A 24,071-nucleotide genomic window follows, 5' to 3' on the forward strand; every position below is an offset into this window, starting at 1 on the left:
TAAAAAAGAGGTGAGAAGGGTGAAGGTTGGTGAGGCAAGGAAAAATAGTGCCGAATGGACTAATAATTTTGCGGAGTCGAGCGATTGGGTGCTCGGTGCTTATTTTAGCGGCTCCACGATTGAAATGGACAATGATGAAAATCTCCCCGTGGGTTCGGATGTAGATATTGTTGTGGTTACCACCCTCCAAGATCCGCCAATGAAACTCGGAAAATTTCTCTATAAAGGAACACTGCTGGAAGTGACCTATCTTTCGCAGGAACAGCTTTCTTCGCCGGAAAAGGTCCTCTCTTCGTATCATCTTGTGGGGAGTTTCCGGGTTGATACGATCATTTATGACCCCCACAACGTTTTGCAAAACTTGCAGCGTGTGGTTTCGACAAAGTTAGCTCAAAAAAAGTGGGTTCTCACACGATGCGAGGATGCGAGAAAACGAGTGGAAACGGGTTTCAATTCTATCAGTTCTAAAGTGCCGCTGCACGAACAGGTGATGAGCTTTCTCTTTGGTTCAGGGGTAACGACTCACATTCTTTTGGTTGCTGCACTCCGCAATCCGACCATCCGGCTTCGTTTGGTCAAAGCGAAAGAAGTACTTGAAAATTACCGTCTAGAGGGATTTTATGAGGAGTTACTCGAACTTTTGGGATACAGCCATTTCACTCCAAAACGAGTGGAATATCATTTGAACAATCTCGAAAAAACATTCGATGTCACCGTTAATGTATCAAGGACACCCTTCTTTTTCAGTACAGATATTTTAAAGGACAGCCGGCTGATCGTAATGGAAGGGAGCAGGGAACTCATCAAAAAAGGCTTACACAGGGAAGCTGTCTTCTGGATTGCGGTAACATTTACACGCTGCCATACCATTTTGGCAGCGGATGCCGATGCAGATACACAATCCTCGCATCTCCCTGCCTTTCACGAGTTACTGAACGAGCTTGGAATATCATCTCATCCCGATATCATAATGAAGTCCCGGCAAGTCCTCGATTTTTTGCCAGGTGTTTGGGATACAGCCGAGAGGATCATTCACGAAAATCCTGAAATCATAGATAAGTAGGCATGCCTTTTATCATGTAAATCACTCGTTAGAGCGATATTTAAATCATTGAAATTTGTCTATACTGAGAATGGCTTTATTATTACGAGATTCGGAGTGGCGCCTTTGCGAGCTGCAGCTGTATTTCTTAGCCTGATCTCACTTATTCTATCTGCCAGAAAACGAAAATGATTGAAAAGATCCGCATACCAGGCGGATCTTTTTTTTATATCACTCCGACCATAAGAGCAAGAATGAGGACGATTTACCGGGTTGGGGACTGTTAGAATAAGAGCAGAATAAGGAAGAGGTGAATGGCAAAATGAACATGAAGCTTCAGGACCGGTATGATTATATTGAACCCGGTGATCCAAAGCATGAAGCATTGTATGAAAGGATGCTGAAAAAGGAGGAGATGTCAGAGTATTATACCGGAGTAACAACGACAGGAATTGCCTGCCGTTTCGGGTGCAGTGCCGCTCCGCCTCAAAAGGATAACACGGTCTTCTCAAAAAGGCTGTTTGATCTCATTGCTTTTGGCTTTCGTGAATGCAAGGTGTGCCGGCCTTTGACCTATGGGACGGAACGAGATGAGGTTGAAACGTTCGCTGAGCTGATCCTAAAGGCTGACCATCCGGAAAAATATTTAAAGCAGGTGTCTCCCGGGGATACATCATATCGTGCGGCGAAAAGGTGGTTTGAACAGAAACATGACGGTGACTTGCAGAAGTACATGTATGTTAAACGTGTGAACCATCTTTTAAAAAGTGAGAACAACCAGGACTCTGAATATACTAATATCATTACTTATCAAAGGTACTGGACGCCGATCGGAGTCCTTATCGCCTGTTTTTATGAAGGAGAGTGCTGTCTGCTGGAATTTATGGACCGGCGTGCGCTTGAAACCGAACTTCTTTTTCTGAAGAGAAAGCTCAATGCCCATTTTAAAAAAAGAGCTGGCGGAGTAAGCCGGCAGCTGGGGAAAGAGCTGAAGGAGTATTTCACAGGCGAACGTCAAACGTTTACGGTTCCCGTTGCGAGCATCGGAACCGCTTTTCAGCTCCAAGCCTGGGATGCGTTGAAAGAAATTCCCTACGGGACCACACGCAGCTATAAAGGGCAGGCAGAGCATCTCGGACGTCCCACAGCCGTCCGGGCGGTTGCCAATGCGAACGGAAAGAATCGTATTTGTATCCTGATTCCGTGTCATCGGGTGATTGGGGACAACGGAGATCTTAGAGGATATGCCGGGGGATTGGACAGGAAACAGTTTCTTCTTGAACTTGAAAAAAGCAAAGGCTTACAATAAGAGGAAAAAGGGGGCAAAAGGGATGGACAGTCTGTCATTTAATGAAATGTGGGAAAAAATTATGGCGTGTGACAGTTCCTATGATGGGTTATTTTATACGGCTGTTAAAACGACAAAAATTTACTGCCGCCCTTCCTGCCGCTCTAGGAAACCGAAAAAGATAAACGTCGAATTCTATGATACAAGGGCTGAAGCGATGAAAGCAGGATTTCGGGCGTGCAAAAGGTGCCAGCCGGATACCGGGCTCTCTCCGCAGGCTGAGCTTATCACCAGGGTGAAAGGCTATCTTGTCGATCACTTCAAAGAACCTCTCACCTTGCAGGACGTTGCCCAGCATGCGGGTGTCAGCCCGTTTTATCTGGAGCGGCAGTTTAAGGGATTGACAGGAGAGACTCCCCGGACCTATTTGGAAAAGATCAGGCTGGATAAAGCGGTGTACCTGCTTACGCACACCTGTCTAACCAATCTCGAAATCTGCTATGAGGCAGGCTTTCAGAGTACTTCAAATTTCTATAAAGTCTTTCGAACAGCCCACAACTGTTCTCCAAGTGAGTTCAGGAGCATAAAAGAGGAAACATAAAAAAACACTTTCAATGGGAGCGAAAGTGTTCTTTTTATTTTTTTAATCAGTTCGTTTTTCCTGCTACACTGCGGTCAGGTCCTACATATACAGACTCCGGACGGAAGATCGTGTTGTCTTCGGCCTGCTCCAGCACATGTGCGCTCCATCCAACCATCCGGCTGGCGGTAAAGGTTGGGGTGAACAAATCAGGTTCCATCTGGATGGCTTTCATGATGGCGGCAGCATAAAATTCCACATTGGTATACAATGAACGGCCGGGTTTGTATTCTTTTAGCAGTTCAACTGCCATCCGCTCGGTTTCCAAAGCCAGGTCGAGCCATGGATCTTCACCCGCCGTTTGCAGCAAGCGTTCTTTTAAGGCGAGGGCCCGAGGATCGTGGGTTTTGTAAACGCGATGGCCGAATCCCATCAATTTTTCTCCGCTTGTTAATTTGTGTCTTAGCACCTTTTCAATATCGTTTGCCTCGGAGATTTCATTAAGAAGATCAATCACGCCCGATGGAGCTCCGCCGTGAAGTGGTCCCTTCATGGTTCCGATGGCGGATGTGGCTGCTGATACCAGATCAGATTCAGTGGAAGCTGTCACCCGCGCAGCAAAAGTAGAAGCGTTCATTCCGTGTTCCAGCGTCAGGATCATATAGGCTTCAAGCGCGTCCGCATGGGCTTTTAAAGGAAGAGAACCATAAAGCATGTAAAGATAGTTTTCAACATGACTCAAGTCGGGATCAGGAGATACCGGAGTGTTCCCTTCCAATGTGCGTTTGCGGTAAGCAATGATGGTAGGCACTTGTGCTGTCAATCGAATCGCTTGTCTAATGGTAGGCTTCCAGCTGTAATCGACTGTGCCTTCAGAAGAGACCGCTGTTCGGATCACGCTCATCATGTCCATGTTTTTCGGAAGCCCGTCAATGAGTTTTTTCATTTCTGAAGAAAGCATGCGATGTTCGCTCAGTTCATTTTTTAAGGTGCAAAATTCATGGTCATCAGGCCATTTTCCGTACCATAAAAAATAGGCCGCTTTTTCAAAGGATGCTATTTTCATCACTTCACTGATCTCGAGTCCTCTGTATAAGAGAATGCCATTCTTTCCGTCTACCGAACTGATGGAAGTCTCCACAGCGACAACCCCTTTTAGTCCTTTTGCTGCATTCATTGTAAACCTCTCCTCCTTTTATTCTTTGATCCTATTGTATGATGGATATATAATTAGGAAAATTAAATCTTTCTAAATGAATTAATTAAGAAATATAATAAGGAGAAAATGATGGAGTTTAACTGGCTTTATACATTCATAACCGCAGCTGAGACAGGGAATTTTAGAAAAACGGCAGAGCTGCTTTATATATCGCAGCCTTCGGTCACTGTTCATATTAAGCAGCTGGAAAATGATATCGGGGTGTTACTCTTTCATCGGGAGGGAAAGAAAGTTAAACTGACGGAAGAGGGAAAACGATACTTGGATCATGCGAAAGAACTGATTGCTCTTTATGAAAACGGACTGGAGGATATGGCTTCCTTCAGCCAGGGCTTCAGCAGCAAGCTGATTTTGGCCATTTCACCGCTTATTGCGGATACAATTTTGCCATTTGTGCTAAAACGTTACTTAAATCAACATCCGGAAACGGAAATAGAGGTTAAAATTATAGAGTCTGAGCAAATTGAACAAGCCGTTCTGAATGAAGAGGTGGATATCGGCTTGTCATGCCTGCCCACTGCCAATCCCGATCTGATCTGTGATCTTCTCTATACAGACAGGGTGATGTTTGTTTGTGCACATGATGGAAGGGACTTGGAATCAGCACCGCCACTGGATGAAAAAGAGATTTTGGAATCTCAGTATCTGCTGACACACAATCATCCGGGCTATTGGGGAGCCTTAACCAAGAGTATTAAAACCCGGTATCCGGGAGTGCGAATGATGAGAGTATCACAGGTGCATATTACAAAAAGATTTATTGTGGAAGGACTTGGTGTTTCCTTTTTGCCTGCTTCAACAGTCAGGAGGGAATTGCTGGAGGGAAGGATGCTGGAGGTGGACTGCCCCTCAATCCCGCTTCCCGAAGCTAACACCTATGCGCTCAGAAAATACGACCATCGAAAACAAAGGGAGTTCCTTTCCTTTGTAGCCGGCCACAGAATATAAAAAGGAGAGAAAACCAGATATGAAAAAGAAACTCGCGATGTTCAGTTTGGCGATGCTTCTACTTGCCGCATGCTCGTCCAACAATACCGGCGAAAAGAAAAAGTATCATGAAGGACAAAATATGGAGGCGGCTGAGAGCGTCTATAAGCAAAATTGTGCCTCATGCCATGGCAACAATTTGGAAGGCGGAACAGGTCCGTCCCTGGAGAAAATCGGAAGTAAATATTCCGAAAAAGAGATCATGAGCGTCATTCTGAGAGGAAGAAACGGCATGCCCGCAGGGATTTTAACCGGTGGGGACGCGAGGCTTGTTGCCGAATGGCTGAAAAAGGAGCATAAATAGGTTTTCCACAGAGAGATACAACAAGCAAAAAACCGCCAAGGCGGTTTACCACAGAGAGACACAACAAGCAAAAAAACCGCCAAGGCGGTTTACCACAGAGAGACACAACAAGCAAAAAACCGCCAAGGCGGTTTTCCACAGAGAGATACAACAAGCAAAAAACCGCCAAGGCGGTTTTCCACAGAGAGATACAACAAGCAAAAAACCGCCAAGGCGGTTTACCACAGAGAGACACTACAAGCAAAAAAACCGCCAAGGCGGTTTTTTTGTTTTTTATAAGATTGGAGACAGGAGCCGGGAGATGGACTCCCGGAACCGGATCCAGCGGGAGCGGTGCTGATATTCTTCCCAGGTCAGTTTACGGGACAGTTTGACATCCTCCTGGAAGGCATCGGTCAGCTGTTTCGCTACATCTTTATTATAGATAAAAGCATTAATCTCAAAATTCAGCTTCAGACTGCGGATATCGAAATTGGCTGTACCGACAGAGGAGATCTCATCATCTACTACGATAGATTTGGCATGGATAAAGCCGTTGTCGTAAATATACACGTTGGCTCCTGCTTTCAGCAAACCGCCGATATTGGACAGTGAGGCCCAATACACAAAAAGATGATCAGGCTTGTTGGGAATCATGATATTCACATTGACGCCGGAATGGCAGGCAATACGCAACGTGTCCAGCAAGCTCGCATCAGGAATAAAATAAGGTGTTTGTATGGTGATGGACTTTTTTGCCATCGAAATCATTTTGATATAGCCGTCCTTGATCTGCGGCCACTCCGATTCAGGCCCGCTTGTAACAATCTGCATGCCGACCGTTCCTTTGGCGTCTTCATTGGGGTATAATACCGGATCATAATCAATATCATGTCCGTACGACGCCTGGTTCCAATCAAGTATGAAGCGGGTTTGCATGGAAAGGACCGCTTTCCCCTGAATTCTCAGGTGGGTGTCACGCCAATTTCCAAATCTCGGACTGAGGCCAAGGTACTCATCCCCAATATTAAACCCGCCAACATACCCGATTTTTCCATCGATAATGACAATTTTACGATGATTGCGGTAGTTCATACGAAAATTAATAAAGGCAAATTTGCTTGGGAAAAAGACCTCCACTTCTCCTCCTGCTTTTCGAAGGTCGGCAAAGAAGTTTTTAGGAAGGGTTCTTGATCCGAGCTCATCATAAAGAACTCTGACTTTTACTCCCTGTTTGGCTTTTTCAATAAGAGCATCGCGAACTCTTCGGCCGAGATTGTCTTTTTTTATAATGTAATACTGCAGGTGGATATGGTTTTGTGCCTGATCAATATCATGAAGAAGGTTTTTAAACTTTTCTCCGCCTGTCGTATAAATATCTACAGAATTGTCGCTTGTAAATGGAGCTTCATTGTTTAGAAGCTGCATGTAGATTAAATCCTGGCTCGCCCGTTCCGGCTCACTGCTAAATTCAAACGAGCCATCCCGGATGTGGGTGATCTGTTTTTTTAACATCTGCTCCAGTCCAAGCTTTTTGCGGTCATCCCAATGGAAAAGCCGGTGCCTGTTCAAATTTTGGCCGAGCATTAGATATAGAAAGAAGCCGCCTAAAGGAATGAAAACAAGGACAAGGAGCCATGCCCAAGTGGAGCTGGCATCTCTTCGTTCCTTAAAAACGATGATGGCGGCAAGCAGTATATTTAAGATAGAAAAAAACATTAAAACGTAAGAAAATATGTGCATCGAAAATATTTGCATAGTTTCTCCTTACCTAACAGGATCGGTGTAAAAACCTAGATATTTACCATATCATATTCTTCAGACTTAGTCGTAATTCTTTACATATAAATAAGAGGAAACTCCTTCTTTTGCCACCTTCTATTATATATGAACCAGTATTTTTTCCATTTATTAGGATATAAAGTCCCCTCAGAAGGAAGCATATAAGAGTATTTTGGAGGATAACTTAAGATATGTAAGTATATTATGGCTAATCCTAGGCATTCCTAATAGCACCTGTCACATACTTATATATCCTAGAATACATAATTTGGTGTAACAAGGAAACTTCTATACAATAAAAAAGTTACTGTTATTTGTTGTCGTATAATGTCGAAAGAACAGAGGTGATTAAATGGATGCAAAAGTCAGTGTAAAAAATGTAACGAAAATCTTCGGAAAATCTCCGAAAACAGCCGTACAATTATTAAAAAAAGGAAAATCCAAAAGAGAGATCCTTAAAGAAACAGGCAGTACGGTAGGAGTAAACAATGCATCGTTTGATATCTATCCCGGCGAGATCTTTGTGGTCATGGGGCTATCCGGAAGTGGTAAATCAACCCTGATCCGAATGCTTAACCGGCTGATCGATCCTTCAAGCGGTGAAATTTTGATTGATAATGAGGACATCGTTAAAATGCCTCCAGCGAAATTAAGAGAGGTACGCCGAAAAACCATCTCCATGGTATTTCAAAACTTCGCACTTTTCCCTCACAAAACCGTGCTTGAGAACACAGAATACGGATTGGAAATTCAAAACGTTTCCGCTTCAGAGCGAAATGAAAAAGCAATGAAATCCCTTGAGATTGTTGGTTTAAAAGGGTTTGAAAACCAGTTTCCATCCCAGCTGAGCGGAGGTATGCAGCAGCGGGTCGGTCTGGCAAGAGCATTGGCGAGCGATACAGATATCCTTTTGATGGATGAAGCGTTCAGTGCACTGGATCCGCTTATCCGTAAAGATATGCAGGACGAGCTTCTTGAAATTCAAGACTCCATGCATAAAACTATCATTTTTATAACACACGATTTGGATGAGGCTCTTCGAATTGGCGACCGGATCGCCCTTATGAAGGATGGAAGCATTATTCAGATTGGAACTCCTGAAGAAATCATGATGAATCCTGCCAATGAATATGTAGAACGGTTTGTTGAAGATGTGGACTTATCACGTGTACTTACCGCTTCGCATGTTATGAAACGTGCAGAGAAGATCTCGCCGGACAGAGGACCGCGTGTGGCGCTCCAAATCATGAAAGATCAGGGATATTCCAGCATCTTTATCGTAGACCGCAAGCAGCGCCTGCTTGGAGCAGTTACTGCTGATGCAGCGTCCATGGCAGTAAAAGAGGGCAAAACGATAGAAGATGTAATGCATAAAGACGTGTTGACAGTAAAGGAAGACACATTGCTTTCCGATTTGTTTGAACCAATGACCAACACCCAGATTCCGCTTGCCGTCATAGATGAAGAAAAACGGCTTAAAGGAATTATTATTCGAGGTGCGGTCATCGGGGCACTCGCTGGAAACCGTGATGGGCTGAATGGAAAGGAGGATGACGAATGAATTTTCCGAAAATCCCTTTAGCACAATGGGTTGACCACTTAGTAGACTGGATTACCAGCACGTTTGACCCGCTTTTTAGTGCCGTTACAAGTTTTATTGAAGGACTGCTGGACAATCTTGTTAAGGTTCTTGATATCGGTCCTCCTATCCTGCTGATCTTGATCATTACACTTTTTGCGCTCTATACATGCCGATGGGGTGTAGCCATTTTTTCTTTGATCGGATTGTTATTGATCGATAACCTTGGGTATTGGGATGCGACAGTTCAAACGATCGCACTCGTGCTATCATCAGTCGTTCTTACGATTATTATTGGTATTCCGCTTGGAATCTGGGCATCCCAGAACGATACCGCGAAAAAAATCATTACTCCTATTTTGGACTTTATGCAGACGATGCCTGCATTTGTTTACTTAATTCCTTCGATCCTGTTTTTTGGAATCGGAGTCGTGCCTGGTATTCTGGCATCCGTTATTTTTGCGGTACCGCCAACCATCCGTCTGACGAACCTCGGAATTCGGGAAGTACCTGGCGACCTGATTGAAGCGTCAGAGGCATTTGGTTCAACCACAGGTCAAAAGCTGTTTAAAGTACAGCTCCCGCTTGCCGCTCCAACCATTTTGGCAGGGGTTAACCAAAGTATTATGCTGGCGTTATCCATGGTGGTTATCGCTTCACTAGTTGGTGCACCCGGACTGGGAGCTGAAGTGTACCGGGCTGTTACTCAGATTAAAGTGGGACAAGGTTTCGAAGCGGGTCTGTCTATCGTTATCATTGCGATTATTCTTGACCGTGTTTCACAAAACCTTCGTAAACCGCTTTTGGGCAACGTCATCAACAAGAAATGGGTGTATTCTGTTCTCGCAGCAGTTCTTGTGATTGCTTATGCAGTAACAGCATTGAGCCAAGCTGCCGTCACAAACCAAACAGGTTCTAAAAATGTCGGTGACCAGGTCAACTATGAAATTACAGGTATTGATCCTGGGGCAGGCCTAATGAAAGCCACTGAAAAAGCGATGAAGGATTATGGCTTGAAAAACGAATGGACGCTGAAAGAAGGTTCATCCGCAGCGATGACTGCAGAATTGAAAAAGGCGTATGAAAAGAAAGAACCGATTATCGTCACCGGCTGGACACCGCACTGGATGTTCAGTAAATATGATCTGAAGTATTTGAAGGATCCTAAAGGTTCGTATGGTAAGGGTGAATCCATTCACACGCTAACCCGTAAAGGATTTAAACAGGACAATCCGGGCGCCTACAAAATTCTGGATCAGTTCTACTGGAAACCAGCCGATATGGAAAATGTGATGGTGAAAGTCCAGGATGGCGCAAAACCTGCAGATGCTGCAGCGGATTGGGTTAAATCACATAAAAGGCAAGTGGCGAAATGGACCAAAGGCGCACCAAAAGGCAACGGCAAAGAAGTCAGCCTTGTTTATGTAGCCTGGGAATCTGAAATTGCAAGTACGAACGTCATTGCCAAAGTACTCGAACAAGAGGGCTATAAAGTAAAACTTCAGCAAGTGGAAGCAGGCCCGATGTTTGCCGGTGTGGCAGGCGGGAGCGCTGATGCCATGGTTGCCGCCTGGCTGCCAACCACTCACAAGGATTACTACGACAAGTACAAAGGCAAGTTTGAGGATCTTGGACCAAACCTGAAAGGTACAAAGCTTGGTTTGACGGTTCCGAAGTACATGGACATTAATTCAATTGAAGATCTGAAAAAAAGCAAATAATTGATGGAGGAAGGACGGCCGCTTAGGCTGTCCTTTTTTTACTTGGACTAATGCATTCACTTCGCTAATAAATATATAATGGAATACGCAAAAGCAGTGAATGGGGAGGCCAGCATGAATAACATCAATTGGGTTGTCAGTGATCCATATGTATTTCAAACCCTTCAGACTGTAATAGGTAAGGCTGTTGTTGTTCAAACGGAAAGGGGTTCTGTCCGGGGAACACTTAAACAGGTGGTACCGGATCATATTGTCGTGGAATCCGGAGGTAATTCGTTTTATATCCGAACCCAGCAAATCATCTGGGTAGTCCCGAATCCGCAGCTTGTTCCAGAGTAACTCAGCCATGAAAGAGATGGCGGCGAATCAAGCGGAAATCAGCGGAGGTGGAGCAACATGATGAAACGGGTCAATAAACTGGCAATTGAGCTTCCAAGGCCGGAGCATGGAGATATGAACGGAGCTGCGGCCGTTCAGGAACTGCTCGGCGGGAAGTTTGGGGAAATGTCCACACTTAATAATTACATGTATCAATCGTTCAATTTTCGCGGGAAGAAAAAGTTCAAACCGTTTTATGATCTGGTGGCAAGCATAACAGCCGAAGAGTTTGGCCACGTGGAGCTCGTGGCAAATGCAATCAATTTATTGTCATTCGGCAATACCTTTCCGGGCGATCCGGATATGACGCCTTTACAAAACGGCAAGGACGCACGTTATTCATTGCACTTTACCACGACCGCGCAGGCCGCCTATCCTGGGGATGGAATGGGCCGTCCATGGAATGGGGAATACGTAACCAACTCGGGTAATCTCGTGGCGGATCTGCTTCATAACTACCTGCTTGAAATTGGAGCCCGTACCCATAAAATGAGGGTGTACGAAATGACCGACCATCCGACAGCACGAACGATGATTGGCTACCTGCTCGTCCGCGGAGGGACGCATATTATTGCTTATGCAAAAGCCATTGAAGTGGCAACGGGTGTGGAGGTAGGAAAGATGCTCCCGGTACCGAGCCTTGATAACAACAAATTTGATTATGCGAAGCCATTCATGGACCAGGGACTCTATAATGTGCTTTATACATGGGGTGAACCGGAGTACCGGGACATCAGCAAGATCTGGAAAGGCAAGAACCCTGAAACCGGTCAGCAGTTAACGGTTATTGACGGCATGCCGGAAGGGGGAAGGGTGCCAGACTTTGAGGAACTGCCAGAAGAGTTTGCCCCAGGTATTGACCGGGACGATTATCAGCGCATTTTAAAGCGGCTGATGTCGAGTTTGTAAACGCAAAAACCCTGGCAAAGCTGCCAGGGTTCTGTTTATTGAAGAGCTTTTTTTAAAATGTCCAAGTTGCCTTTCATTAAGCTGATATAGTCTTTATCGCTGTCTTTTTTAGCTGGCGATTCAAGGTTGTGAAAGGACAGGGCTTCAGCACCGACTTCAGATTTTACTGTATCTGCTACACGGGGTTTCACGTTGTCCTCGAACAGTACATAGTTAATGTTATGTTTTTTAGAGAGCTCGATGATGGACTGCAGCTGTTTTTGTGTCGGCTCGTTGGAAGGAGAAAGACCGGAAATCGGAATCTGCTTTAAACCGTATCGTTTTTCCCAATAGCCGTATGCGGCATGGGAAACGAGAATCTCTTTTTTAGAGCTGTTCTGTATGGTTGTTTTGTAACTTTTGTCAAGCTTCATCAGCTCTGATTTTAATGCTGCAAAATTCTTTTCATATTCATTTTTATGTTTGGGATCTTTTTTTATTAAAGCATCCTTAATATTTTCAGCCATTTTGACAGAGTGCACCGGATCGATGAAAACATGCGGATCGGTATCGCCGTGATTGTGTTCATGATCACTATCTTCACCTTCTGCGTGTTCTGCCTCAAGCCTTATTCCTTGTGTAGCTTTAATGACAGTCGTTTTATTTTGATCAAGTGTGTCAATCGCTTTATCGGCAAATCCCTCGAGACCAGCACCATTATAAATAAACAAATCCCCATCTGACAGTTCTGACATCGTTTGTATAGTTGGCTCGTAATCGTGGGGTTCCACGCCTGCAGGAACCACATTTTTAACCGAGACATATTTTCCCCCGATTTTACTTGCAAAATCCTTGAGAGGAAAAATGGTCGTATTTACTGTTAATTTATTAGGATCTTTACTCGAACTTGTTTCCTTTTGGCCGGAACAGGCAGCAAGAAGGAAGGAAAAAATAGAAAGCATCGCAATAAGTTTAAGATATTTCATTGAATAATCAGCCTCTCCGTACAATCTCTTTTCAAAATATATCGTAATCGTTACGATTTGTAAAGGCGTTTGTTTATTAAAATGGTTTTGGAAAAGATGCCCACCATTTGTATAGTGGTATTCGGTAGAAATGATAACAAAAAACGTTTAAAAGCAGCTTCTTTGACAACTTTGTTTATCAAGAGTAAACTACAAAACGAAATGAGTACGATTTATGATAAGGAGGATTGACTGAATTGGCAAAGAAAGCAATGATTGAAAAGGAATTGAAGCGTCAGGCCATCGTTGACCGGTACGCAGAGAAAAGGGCTGAACTGAAGGCCGCCGGAGATTATGAGGGCTTAAGCAAGCTTCCTAAAAATGCGAGTCCCACACGGCTGCATAATCGATGTAAAGTAACAGGACGGCCAAGAGGCGTACTCCGCAAGTTTGAAATGTCCAGAATCGCTTTCAGGGAACTTGCCCATAAAGGCCAAATCCCTGGTGTTAAAAAATCCAGCTGGTAATAAAGGATAAAAGCATTTTTTCCAAAGCAGGAAAGAATGCTTTTTGTCATTTTGCGGAAAGATCCATATCAAATACACCCATAATATCAAGAAAGATTTCAGAAGTCATGGTTATTGCTTTTTCTGGTTGGTTGCTCCATTTTCATGTTAAGATAAACCATAATGATTACGATTTATATAAAGTTATTAAGGGAGGAACCAGAAGATGACAATCCATAAAAAAATTCCAACATACATATTAAGCGGCTTTCTTGGCTCAGGTAAAACGACGGTATTGCTGAAAATGCTTGCCGACTTTAAAACCAGAGGCCTTAAACCGGGAATTGTATTGAATGAGCTGGGGCAAGTCAATGTGGAAGGGCATCTGTTTAAAGGTGAAAAAATGCTGGAAATGCTGGACGGCTGCATCTGTTGTACGATTCAAGATGACCTGAGGGAGGAGCTGAAATTCTTTTTGCAGGAAGAAAATCAGGTGGATGTTCTGTTGATTGAGGGAACGGGCGTGGCCAATCCGAAGGAAATTTTGGAGGCACTCACTGATCCGCGGCTTCATAACGGGTTTGAAACTCAATCGGTCATCAGTCTGGCAGACGCCAGCAAATTTCTTGAATACCAAAGCATTTTCTCCAGTTCGAGGGAGATCCGGGAGATGCTGAATGAACAGATGAGCAGCGCCACGCTGATTCTTTTGAACAAGATGGACCTTATTCAGGAAAAAAATAAAGATAAAATCTATAAAAAATTGAGAAAGCTAGTTAAAGGTGAAGTGGAAATCATTGAGACGGTGTATGGCAACGTCTCTCTTGATGAACTGTTAAAAAAGCGGATGAGCACGGTCTCCGTTACCCTGGGTGAAAGTGAGACAAATACCCACCATCATCATGACCATCACCACGAGCATCCGTTTAAAGCGGTTAAAATTGAAAATATTCCGGCAGTGGAGCGGATTCGCTTTGAAAAGTGGCTGAAAAAATTACCGGAAAGTGTGCTTCGGGCGAAGGGGATGGTGCAACTTGCTTCTCCAAGTGGTCTCTATCAATTTCAATTTGCCTCAAAAGAAGTGGAGATGGAACGGATGGAAGACCAGGAATGCTCTACGTGTCTAATTTTAATTGGCTACAATATGCCGGTTGATGACCTTCAAACATCATTCCAGAAGGAATTTCTGCAAACGCTGCAAGCATAAACGGATTTTAACGGACAAAAGGCGGAAATATGGTAAACTGGCTGTTGAACAGTGAATTGAAGGAGGATCCATCGAGTGATACGTTTTGGTGTGATAGGTACAAACTGGATTACAGATGCCTTTTTGAAAGCAGCAGGTGATCTCGAAGAGTTTAAGCTGAATGCAGTTTATTCGCGTACAGAGGAAAAAGGCAGGGAATTTGCAGGGAAACATGGAGTTTCGACTGTTTACACGGATTTTAACGAATTTGCTTCATCCGATTTAATCGACGCGGTTTATGTGGCAAGCCCAAACTCATTTCATGCCCGGCAGGTCATTGAGCTGATGAACCATGGCAAGCACGTGCTTTGCGAAAAACCACTTGCTTCAAATGCCGATGAAATCAAGGAAATGATTGAATCGGCCAAGGCGAACAACGTGGTTATGATGGAAGCAATGAAATCAACATTTCTTCCCGGCTTCAAAGCCGTCAGGGATCACTTGTCCGAGATTGAAACCATCAGAAGGTATGTGGGCAACTACTGTCAGTATTCTTCACGATATGATGCGTACAAGGAAGGAACGATTCTTAATGCGTTCAAACCAGAGTTCTCAAATGGAGCACTCATGGACCTTGGCACATATTGCATATACCCGCTGGTGGTGTTGTTTGGCCGGCCAAAGTCGGTTAAAGCGAGCGGAATTAAGCTTGAGACCGGGGTGGACGGAGAAGGCAGCATTTTACTGACCTATGACACGATGGAAGCGGTCATTACGTATTCGAAAATTTCCGATTCCTCCCTTCCTTCCGAGATTCAAGGGGAGAAGGGAAGCATTGTCATCGACCGGATCCATACACCGGAGAAGGTCGAATTACGGTACAGGGGCGGAGATTCACGGGATATCTCGGTTTCTCTCGAACATGAACCGATGTACTATGAAACGAAAGAATTCATCTCCTTGATTCAGCAGGGAAAACTGGAATCGGATATCAATTCGCACGATAACTCGCTTGCTGTAATGGAAATTATGGACGACGTTCGCAGCCAGCTTGGCGTTGTTTATCCGAATGACCGTAAATAATAGGAAGAGTAAGCTGCTCAAATGGTGTTTGGGCAGCTTATTTTTTAGGCAAGGTTTTCCTCACTCCAAATTGTTTACGATTTTTTTATGAATGATAAAGGTGAATCTGTGTATTCATTTATAATGGAGGAAAAGATGGAATTAAGGACATTTCATAGCTGAGGAGAGATATAGATGACCACAAAGAGAGTGAAAAAAGCGATCATTCCGGCAGCGGGGCTGGGTACACGATTTTTGCCGGCGACAAAAGCCATGCCGAAAGAAATGCTTCCGATCGTGGATAAACCAACCATTCAATATATCGTGGAAGAGGCAATCAATTCCGGAATCGAGGATATACTGATCGTTACCGGAAAAGGGAAGCGGGCGATTGAGGACCATTTTGATTACTCATTTGATCTGGAACATAGTTTATTCTCGACAGGCAAGGTCAAACTATTGGAAGAGGTGCAGCGCTCTTCGGAAATGGCTGATATTCATTATATCCGGCAGAAACATCCGAAAGGGCTGGGCCATGCGGTTTGGAGCGCACGGAAGTTTATCGGCAATGAGCCTTTTGCCGTTTTGCTTGGAGATGACATTGTTCAGGCAGAAACTCCCTGCATCCGCCAGATGATAGAGCAATTTGAACGCACGGAGTCCTCCGTGATTGGGGTAAAACCAGTCCCGGACGAAGAGACCAGCCGGTACGGTATTGTGGAAACGAGTTCAAAGTCCGGGCGCCTATACGAGGTAGCAAACTTTGTGGAAAAACCGCCTCGCGGTGAAGCGCCCTCCAACCTTGCCATCATGGGGCGCTATATTTTGACACCTGAAATTTTTTCATTTCTGGAGAACCAGGAAGCAGGAGCCGGAGGTGAAATTCAGCTGACCGATGCGATCCAAAAACTGAATCAGATTCAACACGTATATGCCTATGAGTTTGAAGGGAATAGATATGATGTGGGAGATAAGCTGGGCTTTATTACAACTTCCGTTGAATTCGCTCTGCAGAATGAAGAGCTTCGCGAACCTCTCCTTCATTATTTAAAAGAAAGAATACTGAAACATCCTTAAAAAAAGCACCTAAGGATAAAATGTGAGGAGTGGCAAGATGGCTAAGTACTGGTCAGATCTAAAGCCTGAAAAAAAACATCTGATACTGGCCTGGGCACTTCTTTTAATTTTTATGTCTCCTCCTTTTATTCTTGGTGAGGATGCACACATCAGGGTGCATGATAATATGGACTCCAACATTGCATGGTACAACGTGCTGAAAGAAAGCGGGCAGTTGTTTGGGCCGATGGACAGCGTTATTCCCCAGATTATTAATGGCCTGCCGCGCAACGCGTTCGGCACAGAATTCAGCCTGATTCAATGGTTTCACAATTGGTTTTCATCCATGACAGCCTACGCGCTGAGCCAGGCGGTCACACGGATTTTTGCTTTTCTTGGCATGTACCTTCTATTGAAAAAACACATCCTGCCAGACAAGAAAGCCTATCCTGTATCGGTTTGGGTATCGGTTGCCTTTGCACTCACTCCGTTCTGGCCATCGGGTATGCTTAGCACCCTTGGCCAGCCTCTTGCCTTATGGGCCTTTTTGACAATCCGGAAGCATGAGGACACATGGAAGGAGTGGCTAACACTTATTCTTCTTCCTTTATACTCGAGTTTTGTTCTTGGATTTTTCTTTTTTCTCAGTGCTTTGGGTGTGTTTTGGCTTTGGGAACTGGTCACAAAAAAGCGGTGGAATTTACGTTTTTTGGGAAGCATTGCATTGATGACAGCCATTTATCTTCTGATTGAATACAGGCTTGTTTATTCACTGATAGTCCCGCAAGCCCCAACCAGCAGGGATGAATTCCAGATTTCGACCCTTGCGTTCTTGCGATCCGTCCAGCTCGTGTTCAAAAACTTTCTTTTGGGACATACCCATGACATGACGGTACATACAGTCGTCATTTTACCTGTGTTGTTTGTAGCGCTGTATAAATCCTGGGGCAGAAAAAAGGATGAAAAGCAGGTAAAGCTCTTTCAGTTTTTATTTTTACTTAATGTTTTCCTGTCTGTTTGGTATGCCTTCTGGTTTTATAAAGGCTGGATTCCCATCAAAGATCACTTTCACTTTATTGCTACGTTTAACTTTGCAAGGTATCATTTCCTTCGCCCGCTTGTCATTTATGTACTCTTTGCATTGGGCATTTGGCTGTTATGGGATAAAGAGAAATGGCGGACGTGGATCCGGGCCGGATTGATGCTTCAGGTTTTTATCCTGTGCTGTTTTAATGAGGAAATTTATTATCGTTTCTGGCAAACCCCTTCGTTTAAACAATTTTATGCGGAGAAGCAATTCCAGCAGATTGAAAGCTATATTGGAGAGCCACAATCCTCCTATCGTGTAGCCAGTTTGGGCATTCATCCTGCGATCGCTCAATATAATGGATTTTATACGCTGGATACGTACAATAATTATTATCCGTTGTCCTATAAACACGAATTCCGTAAAATCATTCAGAAAGAATTGGAAAGGAGTCCGCGGCTTGCGGCTTATTACGACGATTGGGGAAACCGCTGCTATTTGTTTTCGGCAGAGCTGGGAAAGCGTTATAACTACACGAAAAACTCCAAAAAGAGAATTAAGCATCTGCAGCTTAACACGACTGTTTTTACACGGATGGGTGGAGAATACATTTTATCTGCGGTTCCGATTGTTAATACAAAGGAAAATAATCTGCAATACATAAGGAAATTTACTCAGCGTGACTCGGCATGGACTATCTATCTTTACCGTGCCGTCAAAGAGGGTCAATTATGAAAACAGGAACAGGTGGAAAGTCGATGAATCATTCGTTTGTGCGTTTCTTAATGGTAGGTGTGGTCAATACACTTGTCGGGTTAGGATCCATCTATCTTCTGCTGCATGGTACGGGGGCTTCGTATTGGGTGGCTACATTTCTGGGAAATGCCATTGGTGCTTGTGTCAGCTATGTATTAAACCGGGTATTTACATTTAAAAGCCAATCTCCCGTCAGCGGCAGCATTATGCGCTTTATCGCAGTCATCCTGGCTTGCTATGTTATTGCCTATTATGCGGCGATCCGGATGGCTGTTTGGGGCTTTCATGCCCTGCTGCCCGAATATGGCCAGGCGGCGGATGATGCAGCGGTATTGATTGGAACAGGGCTTTATACGTTGTTGAATTATGCGGGACAAAGATGGCTGGTGTTTCCCCCGGAAAAAGGGGTCGGAAGCCATCTTTAGCTGCTTGATTTTGAGGGTTTAAAAGAGTATCATTATAAAACTGGGTTTTTTATTATTAAAGGAATGATGGATATGTTGACTTCAAACTTTAAATTGACCGGCCAATCCTGAACCGCAAAGCGGTTCGGGATTTTTTTTTCCTAAGGGAAACATTATTTTAGGAGGGGAACATGGAAATCGTACATGAAAGAGAGAAGATTGGAAAAAGGGTTGCCTGGCTTGCATTGGTCAGCAACTGTATATTAACCATAGGGAAAGTTGCAGTGGGGCTGCTGGCCGGAAGTGAATCTGTGTTTGCGGACGGAATTCACTCGGCTGCGGACATTGTGGCTTCTATAGCTGTTCTCGCTGTGGTCGGCATTTCCAATAAGCCGCCTGATGAGGACCATCCGTTTGGACATGGGAAAGCAGAAGTCCTGAGTGAAGGCTTTGTTGGAATCATTCTATTTCTTGTCAGCATTTACATTGTTGTTGAAGGGATTCTTGGTTTCCTGGGGGAGCCTGAAGCTCCTGAATACATTGCATTGGTGGCGGCTCTGTTTTCCTATGTTGCGAAACATCTTCTGTATCGCAATTCAATGAAACTTGGAGAGAAGTATAACAGTAAAGCCATCATAGCGATCGCCTTTGACCATAAAGCAGATATTGTGGCTTCTCTGGCTGCTTTTTTTGGTGTAATTCTTTCCATTATCGGCGAGAAATATAATATACACTATTTGCTCTATGGCGATGCAGCAGCGAGCTTGATCGTGGCCTTTCTCATACTAAGAATTTCTCTGAAGCTTCTGGGCTCGTCGATCGACATCCTCATGGACAAAAATATTGAGAAGCCGGTTCTTTCTCAATATCGAAAAGTCGTCATGGAGTTTCCCGATATAAAGCGAATCGACCGCATGAGAGCAAGAACACATGGACATTACATTATTTTGGACCTGCGCATATCGGTTAATTTTGATTTGAGCATTAAAGAAGGGCATGATATCGCCAGAAACCTGAGAGATGAACTTCAAACACAGTTTCCGGATATATCAGAAGTCTTTATCCATATCAATCCATACTTTCCCGACAAAGAGTGACTGATGTCACTCTTTGTTTATGCTGAAGAAAAACGGGAATAGGTTTTGCATAAGAAATGAAGGAGGAGATCTCAAATGAAAACGATTAATGTTCAGCTTGAATATACGGCAGAAGCACATGAAACGTTTGATAAGGACCTTCGTAACAAGCTAAATGATAATCTAAACAGTTTAGGGCTTAAAGTAGTTTCAATTGCAGATTTCGGCTCATCAAATGATAACCTGCCAAGCTCGGAATCCGGAAAAGCAAAACCTGACGCTTCAGGAAATCAGGTCGCCATTATCCCTGATGACAATACTTCGGCGGGAGGCCAGTCCACTCCTGATGAACAGCTGCCCGGCCATGAAAATTCCGGAAAATAGAAAACAAGACACAAAGCTTCTCATCATCGGATGGGGGCTTTTTTTTGACTCAAGAAGCAGGAGCAAATGAATAAATCTGCATGCGAAGGAAATAGAAGAAAAATGCCGAAATAAGCAGTTAACACCGTAAACAGCTGAATATGTAGTAATATATCCTCAAATCAGAACAAATTTGTTGAAATAAAAAGGAATAATACTTAAATTGTTGAAAGGTATGTGGAGTATAGTTTCGTTTTACATTCTGAAGTTTTTACATAATCCCATATCCCGTGCCAGTAGGAAGTAAGCACTACCAATAATCCAGGAATAGAGGTGCTTACCGTGAACTATCACCAGGTTACGGTTGAAATAAAACGTGAATACGATATCTTCATCGCCCGGCAGAAGGGAAAGGTACTGGCACGGGAGATCGGATTTAATGCAGTTGATCAAGTGAGAATTAAGACAGCAATATCCGAGCTTGCAAGAAATATCTATCTCTACGCAGGCGAAGGAAAAATCATTGTAGAAGCGATCAGGGAAAACCATCGCGCCGGTATCCGTGTTTCGGCCGTCGACCGCGGGCCTGGTATTCAAGATATTAATCTGGCACTCCAATCCGGTTACACCAGTTCGGGAGGATTGGGAACAGGCTTGCCGGGTGTTCAGAAGCTTATGGATATCTTCAACGTTCATACCATGCTGGAAGTAGGAACCGAAGTTACTGCCATCAAGTGGTGTATGCAACGATTAAATTAACAGCCGCCAACTCCTTATGGAAAAAGGAATAGCGGCTTATTTTTATTCTTCTTCCATCTCTATACCGTGTTATGAGATAAAAGAAAAACACCCTCCCTTATGAACGAAGGCGGGTGATGTTTTTTGATTTTATTTTTTTGGAATGAAAAAGGGACCGGTTCATAAAAGATAGTTTCCGGGCATTTCCCTTGTAATGAATAATCTCCAATAGTTGATTCAGTGCTTTTAACTGGTCGGTTTCGTTCAAGCGGATGCGCCTCCTTCTTCCTACACTATATGGAGAAGTGATGGCTGATATGTTTGGGGAACAAAAAAATCAGGTTAAGTATTTCTTGTGGGTGACGGTGTTGAGCAAGATGTATTGTCCTTCTTTTAACACTTCAGCATATAATTTGGCTTCGCTTTCGGAAACGCCGATCATTATGAGTTTTTGCAGAATATTTGGTGGAGCTGGCAGGTTTTTTTGAGGCTCAGAGGGGTTGACGATGATCATGTGTTCTGTTTTCATGCCATCTTTCTTAAGTAACTTTAGTTTATTGAGAACTTTATTTTCTGAAGGATAAATACCAATAACCCTGCGAGTATTCATGGAAAAACCTCCTGTTTAATTGTTAATCGCAAATAAAAGGGAATATTATGTAAATTCCCTTTGTAGGTAACTTCAAAACTCTTTTTTAAAAACTTTTTTTATTTTAATGTTTGAACAAGAGTTAATGAGGGTAAAAAGCTTTTGAAGCAACTCACCCCCTTTATTGCCAAAGCCTATGGGTTTTGGTTTTTTTCTGCTTAGCGTACCGAGGAAAGCAGAAAGAATAGAGGTAAAAAAGAATGACAGAGGTTATTCTGGCAACGGTATTGCCGATGGTAAAGGGGGAAACAACCCGGGTAAGCCATTGCCGCATGCTCCCTGGTGATCGGATTTTGGATGGGGTTGGGCATCCATAAAAAACAGGCACGTAAAGTGATATAAAAAGGTCTGCCTTTTCAGAGGGCTGGCTTTTTTTGCTTATATGAGCGAATTTCTTTAAAAAAAGAAAAACAGTAGCATACTATACATTCTTCCATGCGGTATTGATTTCCAATATTTGACGCGCGAATATTTGTTCGTAAAAATTAGAGTTTCACAGGTCTGCTGTGTTATAATCTTATTAGCAAAATTTAGGACGGAGGTTATGAATGTGAGCGAAACATTTGAGCTCGTATCTTCTTATAAACCTCAAGGAGACCAGCCTGAGGCAATACGTCAGCTTGTAAAAGGAATTAATGAGAAGAAGGAAAAAATGACGCTTCTTGGGGCTACAGGTACAGGAAAAACCTTTACGGTATCCAATGTCATCAAGGAAGTAAACAAACCGACTCTGGTAATTGCCCACAACAAAACGCTTGCCGGGCAGCTCTACAGCGAATTCAAGGAATTTTTTCCGAATAACGCTGTTGAATACTTTGTAAGTTATTACGATTATTATCAGCCGGAAGCCTATATTCCGCAGTCTGATACATTTATAGAAAAAGATGCAAGCATTAACGATGAAATCGATAAGCTAAGGCACAGTGCCACGTCTTCCTTGTTTGAAAGAAAGGATGTCATTATCGTATCCAGTGTGTCCTGCATCTATGGCCTCGGGTCCCCGGAAGAATATAAGAGCATGGTAATTTCGCTGCGTACCGGAATGGAACGTGACCGCGATCAGCTCTTGAGGGATTTGGTGGACATTCAGTATAACCGCAATGATATTAATTTCACCCGCGGTACTTTTCGCGTGCGCGGCGATGTCGTGGAAATCTTCCCTGCTTCCCGTGATGAACGGTGCCTGCGTGTGGAATTTTTTGGTGATGAGATCGACCGGATTACAGAGGTAGATGCCCTCACAGGTGAAATTGTCGGCGAGCGTAATCATGTGGCCATTTTTCCGGCATCCCACTTTGTCACCCGTGAAGAAAAAATGAAGATGGCCATTCAGAGGATTGAAGCTGAACTCGAAGAGCGGCTGAAGGAATTGAATGATGCCGGCAAGCTGCTTGAAGCCCAGCGTCTGGAGCAGCGCACCCGCTATGATATTGAGATGATGAGTGAAATGGGCTTTTGCTCGGGGATTGAAAACTATTCTCTTCATCTGACATTGCGCCCCATCGGATCCACCCCGTACACACTTCTTGATTATTTTCCCGATGATTCTATGATCGTGATCGATGAGTCGCATGTGACACTGCCGCAAATACGCGGAATGTACAATGGTGACCAGGCACGTAAAAATGTACTCGTTGAACATGGATTCCGCTTGCCTTCAGCGAAAGACAACCGACCGTTGACGTTCGATGAATTTGAAGGAAAAGATAAGTTTCAGCACATTTATGTATCTGCAACACCCGGCCCATATGAAGAGGAGCATGCTCCGGAACCCATCCAGCAGATCATCCGGCCTACCGGATTGCTGGATCCAACCATTGAAGTGCGTAAGAGCAAAGGTCAGATTGACGATCTTCTTGGTGAGATTAACGACCGTGTTGCCAAAAATGAACGCGTGCTCGTGACTACGCTCACCAAAAAAATGTCTGAAGATCTGACTGATTACCTGCAGGAAATGGGTATAAAGGTAAGATACCTCCATTCTGAGATTAAAACGCTGGAGAGGATTGAGATCATCCGGGATTTGAGGCTCGGTGTGTTTGATGTGCTAGTGGGGATTAACCTTCTCAGGGAAGGACTCGACATTCCTGAGGTTTCTCTTGTTACGATACTCGATGCGGATAAGGAAGGATTCCTTCGTTCCGAAAGATCCCTGATTCAGACGATCGGCCGTGCGGCACGTAACAGCAATGGACATGTCATTATGTATGCCGACAAGATCACCAGGTCCATGGAGATTGCTATCGGTGAAACACAGCGGCGCAGAAACGTACAGATGCAGTACAACGAGGAACATGGCATTGTGCCGCAAACGATAAAAAAAGCGGTTCACGATGCCATCCGGGCCACTCAGGCGGCAGAAGATGCCGAAGAGTACACATCCAAGGCACCAAAACAGAAGATGAGCAAAAAAGATCGCGAAGCCTTCATCGGGCGAATGGAAGCTGAAATGAAGGATGCGGCAAGAAATCTGCAGTTTGAACGTGCAGCAGAACTTCGCGATTTGATACTTGAGCTAAAAGCTGAAGGGTAAGGT

Annotated in this window: 24 protein-coding genes; 19 read left to right on the plus strand and 5 right to left on the minus strand. The window is 44.0% G+C overall.

What is annotated here, in order from left to right:
• The first annotated feature begins 19 nt into the window (after positions 1-19).
• The 3 genes from DMO16_RS20610 to DMO16_RS20620 all read left to right on the plus strand — a co-directional run bounded on the left by DMO16_RS20610 (position 20) and on the right by DMO16_RS20620 (position 2,931).
• On the plus strand, positions 20-1,063 hold the full coding sequence (locus DMO16_RS20610; protein ID WP_129479874.1) for a hypothetical protein: 1,044 nt from the start codon (positions 20-22) through the stop codon (positions 1,061-1,063).
• A 301-nt stretch (positions 1,064-1,364) separates the two neighbouring features.
• On the plus strand, positions 1,365-2,351 hold the full coding sequence (locus DMO16_RS20615; RefSeq protein WP_129479876.1) for a methylated-DNA--[protein]-cysteine S-methyltransferase: 987 nt from the start codon (positions 1,365-1,367) through the stop codon (positions 2,349-2,351).
• 22 nt (positions 2,352-2,373) lie between these two features.
• Positions 2,374-2,931: a bifunctional transcriptional activator/DNA repair enzyme AdaA gene (locus DMO16_RS20620; RefSeq protein WP_129479878.1), complete on the plus strand. Its 558-nt coding sequence runs from the start codon at positions 2,374-2,376 to the stop codon at positions 2,929-2,931.
• 46 nt (positions 2,932-2,977) lie between these two features.
• Here DMO16_RS20620 and DMO16_RS20625 read toward each other — a convergent pair whose 3' ends face one another.
• Positions 2,978-4,087, minus strand: a complete 1,110-nt coding sequence (locus DMO16_RS20625) for a citrate synthase/methylcitrate synthase (protein WP_129479880.1) — start codon at positions 4,085-4,087, stop codon at positions 2,978-2,980.
• 111 nt (positions 4,088-4,198) lie between these two features.
• On the opposite strand from DMO16_RS20625, the gene DMO16_RS20630 reads away from it, so the two are divergent.
• Positions 4,199-5,077 carry a LysR family transcriptional regulator gene (locus DMO16_RS20630; RefSeq protein WP_129479882.1) on the plus strand — a complete coding sequence of 293 codons (879 nt, stop codon included), beginning with the start codon at positions 4,199-4,201 and terminating at the stop codon, positions 5,075-5,077.
• A 19-nt stretch (positions 5,078-5,096) separates the two neighbouring features.
• A complete protein-coding gene (cccB, locus tag DMO16_RS20635; protein WP_129479884.1) occupies positions 5,097-5,420 on the plus strand; it encodes a cytochrome c551 in 324 nt (107 codons plus the stop codon).
• A 273-nt stretch (positions 5,421-5,693) separates the two neighbouring features.
• Here the strand turns inward: cccB and cls are convergent, their stop codons facing one another.
• A complete protein-coding gene (gene cls / locus DMO16_RS20640; protein ID WP_061972898.1) occupies positions 5,694-7,142 on the minus strand; it encodes a cardiolipin synthase in 1,449 nt (482 codons plus the stop codon).
• A 391-nt stretch (positions 7,143-7,533) separates the two neighbouring features.
• On the opposite strand from cls, the gene DMO16_RS20645 reads away from it, so the two are divergent.
• The 4 genes from DMO16_RS20645 to DMO16_RS20660 all read left to right on the plus strand — a co-directional run bounded on the left by DMO16_RS20645 (position 7,534) and on the right by DMO16_RS20660 (position 11,768).
• On the plus strand, positions 7,534-8,742 hold the full coding sequence (locus DMO16_RS20645) for a quaternary amine ABC transporter ATP-binding protein (protein ID WP_061971946.1): 1,209 nt from the start codon (positions 7,534-7,536) through the stop codon (positions 8,740-8,742).
• Positions 8,739-10,481 (plus strand): glycine betaine ABC transporter substrate-binding protein, encoded by a 1,743-nt coding sequence (locus DMO16_RS25255; RefSeq protein ID WP_129479886.1) that lies wholly within the window; start codon positions 8,739-8,741, stop codon positions 10,479-10,481. Before DMO16_RS20645 ends, DMO16_RS25255 begins: the two co-directional genes overlap by 4 nt.
• Before the next feature lie 114 nt (positions 10,482-10,595).
• Complete coding sequence (locus DMO16_RS20655; RefSeq protein ID WP_061971948.1) at positions 10,596-10,820, plus strand: YuzF family protein; 225 nt, start codon at positions 10,596-10,598, stop codon at positions 10,818-10,820.
• A 57-nt stretch (positions 10,821-10,877) separates the two neighbouring features.
• Positions 10,878-11,768, plus strand: a complete 891-nt coding sequence (locus DMO16_RS20660; RefSeq protein WP_129479888.1) for a manganese catalase family protein — start codon at positions 10,878-10,880, stop codon at positions 11,766-11,768.
• Between the two features lie 35 nt (positions 11,769-11,803).
• Here the strand turns inward: DMO16_RS20660 and DMO16_RS20665 are convergent, their stop codons facing one another.
• Complete coding sequence (locus DMO16_RS20665) at positions 11,804-12,733, minus strand: metal ABC transporter solute-binding protein, Zn/Mn family (protein WP_129479889.1); 930 nt, start codon at positions 12,731-12,733, stop codon at positions 11,804-11,806.
• Positions 12,734-12,969: 236 nt separating this feature from the next.
• On the opposite strand from DMO16_RS20665, the gene rpsN reads away from it, so the two are divergent.
• From rpsN to DMO16_RS20710, 9 genes are all read left to right on the plus strand, one after another.
• Positions 12,970-13,239: a 30S ribosomal protein S14 gene (rpsN, locus tag DMO16_RS20670; RefSeq protein WP_061971951.1), complete on the plus strand. Its 270-nt coding sequence runs from the start codon at positions 12,970-12,972 to the stop codon at positions 13,237-13,239.
• Positions 13,240-13,444: 205 nt separating this feature from the next.
• Entirely contained in the window at positions 13,445-14,425 is a 981-nt protein-coding gene (locus DMO16_RS20675; protein ID WP_129479890.1) for a CobW family GTP-binding protein, read from the plus strand.
• A 75-nt stretch (positions 14,426-14,500) separates the two neighbouring features.
• The gene (locus tag DMO16_RS20680) at positions 14,501-15,487 is read left to right on the plus strand and encodes a Gfo/Idh/MocA family protein (RefSeq protein WP_129479891.1); all 987 of its coding nucleotides are present in this window, start codon (positions 14,501-14,503) and stop codon (positions 15,485-15,487) included.
• 174 nt (positions 15,488-15,661) lie between these two features.
• The gene (gene galU / locus DMO16_RS20685) at positions 15,662-16,543 is read left to right on the plus strand and encodes a UTP--glucose-1-phosphate uridylyltransferase GalU (protein ID WP_129479892.1); all 882 of its coding nucleotides are present in this window, start codon (positions 15,662-15,664) and stop codon (positions 16,541-16,543) included.
• Between the two features lie 37 nt (positions 16,544-16,580).
• Entirely contained in the window at positions 16,581-18,284 is a 1,704-nt protein-coding gene (locus DMO16_RS20690) for a DUF6044 family protein (protein WP_129479893.1), read from the plus strand.
• The gene (locus tag DMO16_RS20695; RefSeq protein ID WP_240482323.1) at positions 18,281-18,730 is read left to right on the plus strand and encodes a GtrA family protein; all 450 of its coding nucleotides are present in this window, start codon (positions 18,281-18,283) and stop codon (positions 18,728-18,730) included. Before DMO16_RS20690 ends, DMO16_RS20695 begins: the two co-directional genes overlap by 4 nt.
• A gap of 176 nt (positions 18,731-18,906) precedes the next feature.
• A complete protein-coding gene (locus DMO16_RS20700; protein ID WP_164989024.1) occupies positions 18,907-19,806 on the plus strand; it encodes a cation diffusion facilitator family transporter in 900 nt (299 codons plus the stop codon).
• 75 nt (positions 19,807-19,881) lie between these two features.
• Entirely contained in the window at positions 19,882-20,169 is a 288-nt protein-coding gene (locus tag DMO16_RS20705; RefSeq protein WP_061971962.1) for a hypothetical protein, read from the plus strand.
• Between the two features lie 321 nt (positions 20,170-20,490).
• A complete protein-coding gene (locus DMO16_RS20710) occupies positions 20,491-20,907 on the plus strand; it encodes an anti-sigma regulatory factor (RefSeq protein ID WP_129479894.1) in 417 nt (138 codons plus the stop codon).
• A gap of 97 nt (positions 20,908-21,004) precedes the next feature.
• Here the strand turns inward: DMO16_RS20710 and DMO16_RS24410 are convergent, their stop codons facing one another.
• Both DMO16_RS24410 and DMO16_RS20715 read right to left on the minus strand, forming a co-directional pair.
• Positions 21,005-21,154, minus strand: coding sequence for a hypothetical protein (locus DMO16_RS24410; protein ID WP_164988978.1), 150 nt, complete (start codon positions 21,152-21,154; stop codon positions 21,005-21,007).
• A 69-nt stretch (positions 21,155-21,223) separates the two neighbouring features.
• A complete protein-coding gene (locus tag DMO16_RS20715) occupies positions 21,224-21,496 on the minus strand; it encodes a hypothetical protein (protein WP_061971964.1) in 273 nt (90 codons plus the stop codon).
• A 589-nt stretch (positions 21,497-22,085) separates the two neighbouring features.
• On the opposite strand from DMO16_RS20715, the gene uvrB reads away from it, so the two are divergent.
• Positions 22,086-24,068 carry an excinuclease ABC subunit UvrB gene (gene uvrB / locus DMO16_RS20720; RefSeq protein WP_061972906.1) on the plus strand — a complete coding sequence of 661 codons (1,983 nt, stop codon included), beginning with the start codon at positions 22,086-22,088 and terminating at the stop codon, positions 24,066-24,068.
• The last annotated feature ends 3 nt before the right edge of the window (positions 24,069-24,071 follow it).

Origin of the sequence: Fictibacillus sp. S7 (genome assembly GCF_004127935.1) — a bacterium.
Classification (GTDB): Bacteria; Bacillota; Bacilli; order Bacillales; family Fictibacillaceae; genus Fictibacillus_C; species Fictibacillus_C enclensis.

Coding starts and splice junctions, on each gene's coding strand:
- DMO16_RS20625 (WP_129479880.1), bottom strand. CDS start 4,087: ATGAATGCAGCAAAAGGACTAAAAGGGGTTGTCGCTGTGGAGACTTCC.
- cls (WP_061972898.1), bottom strand. CDS start 7,142: ATGCACATATTTTCTTACGTTTTAATGTTTTTTTCTATCTTAAATATA.
- DMO16_RS20665 (WP_129479889.1), bottom strand. CDS start 12,733: ATGAAATATCTTAAACTTATTGCGATGCTTTCTATTTTTTCCTTCCTT.
- DMO16_RS20715 (WP_061971964.1), bottom strand. CDS start 21,496: ATGAATACTCGCAGGGTTATTGGTATTTATCCTTCAGAAAATAAAGTT.
- DMO16_RS20705 (WP_061971962.1), top strand. CDS start 19,882: ATGAAAACGATTAATGTTCAGCTTGAATATACGGCAGAAGCACATGAA.
- DMO16_RS20615 (WP_129479876.1), top strand. CDS start 1,365: ATGAACATGAAGCTTCAGGACCGGTATGATTATATTGAACCCGGTGAT.
- cccB (WP_129479884.1), top strand. CDS start 5,097: ATGAAAAAGAAACTCGCGATGTTCAGTTTGGCGATGCTTCTACTTGCC.
- DMO16_RS20690 (WP_129479893.1), top strand. CDS start 16,581: ATGGCTAAGTACTGGTCAGATCTAAAGCCTGAAAAAAAACATCTGATA.
- DMO16_RS20660 (WP_129479888.1), top strand. CDS start 10,878: ATGATGAAACGGGTCAATAAACTGGCAATTGAGCTTCCAAGGCCGGAG.
- DMO16_RS25255 (WP_129479886.1), top strand. CDS start 8,739: ATGAATTTTCCGAAAATCCCTTTAGCACAATGGGTTGACCACTTAGTA.
- DMO16_RS20695 (WP_240482323.1), top strand. CDS start 18,281: ATGAAAACAGGAACAGGTGGAAAGTCGATGAATCATTCGTTTGTGCGT.
- DMO16_RS20620 (WP_129479878.1), top strand. CDS start 2,374: ATGGACAGTCTGTCATTTAATGAAATGTGGGAAAAAATTATGGCGTGT.
- DMO16_RS20630 (WP_129479882.1), top strand. CDS start 4,199: ATGGAGTTTAACTGGCTTTATACATTCATAACCGCAGCTGAGACAGGG.
- galU (WP_129479892.1), top strand. CDS start 15,662: ATGACCACAAAGAGAGTGAAAAAAGCGATCATTCCGGCAGCGGGGCTG.
- DMO16_RS20675 (WP_129479890.1), top strand. CDS start 13,445: ATGACAATCCATAAAAAAATTCCAACATACATATTAAGCGGCTTTCTT.
- DMO16_RS20645 (WP_061971946.1), top strand. CDS start 7,534: ATGGATGCAAAAGTCAGTGTAAAAAATGTAACGAAAATCTTCGGAAAA.
- DMO16_RS20655 (WP_061971948.1), top strand. CDS start 10,596: ATGAATAACATCAATTGGGTTGTCAGTGATCCATATGTATTTCAAACC.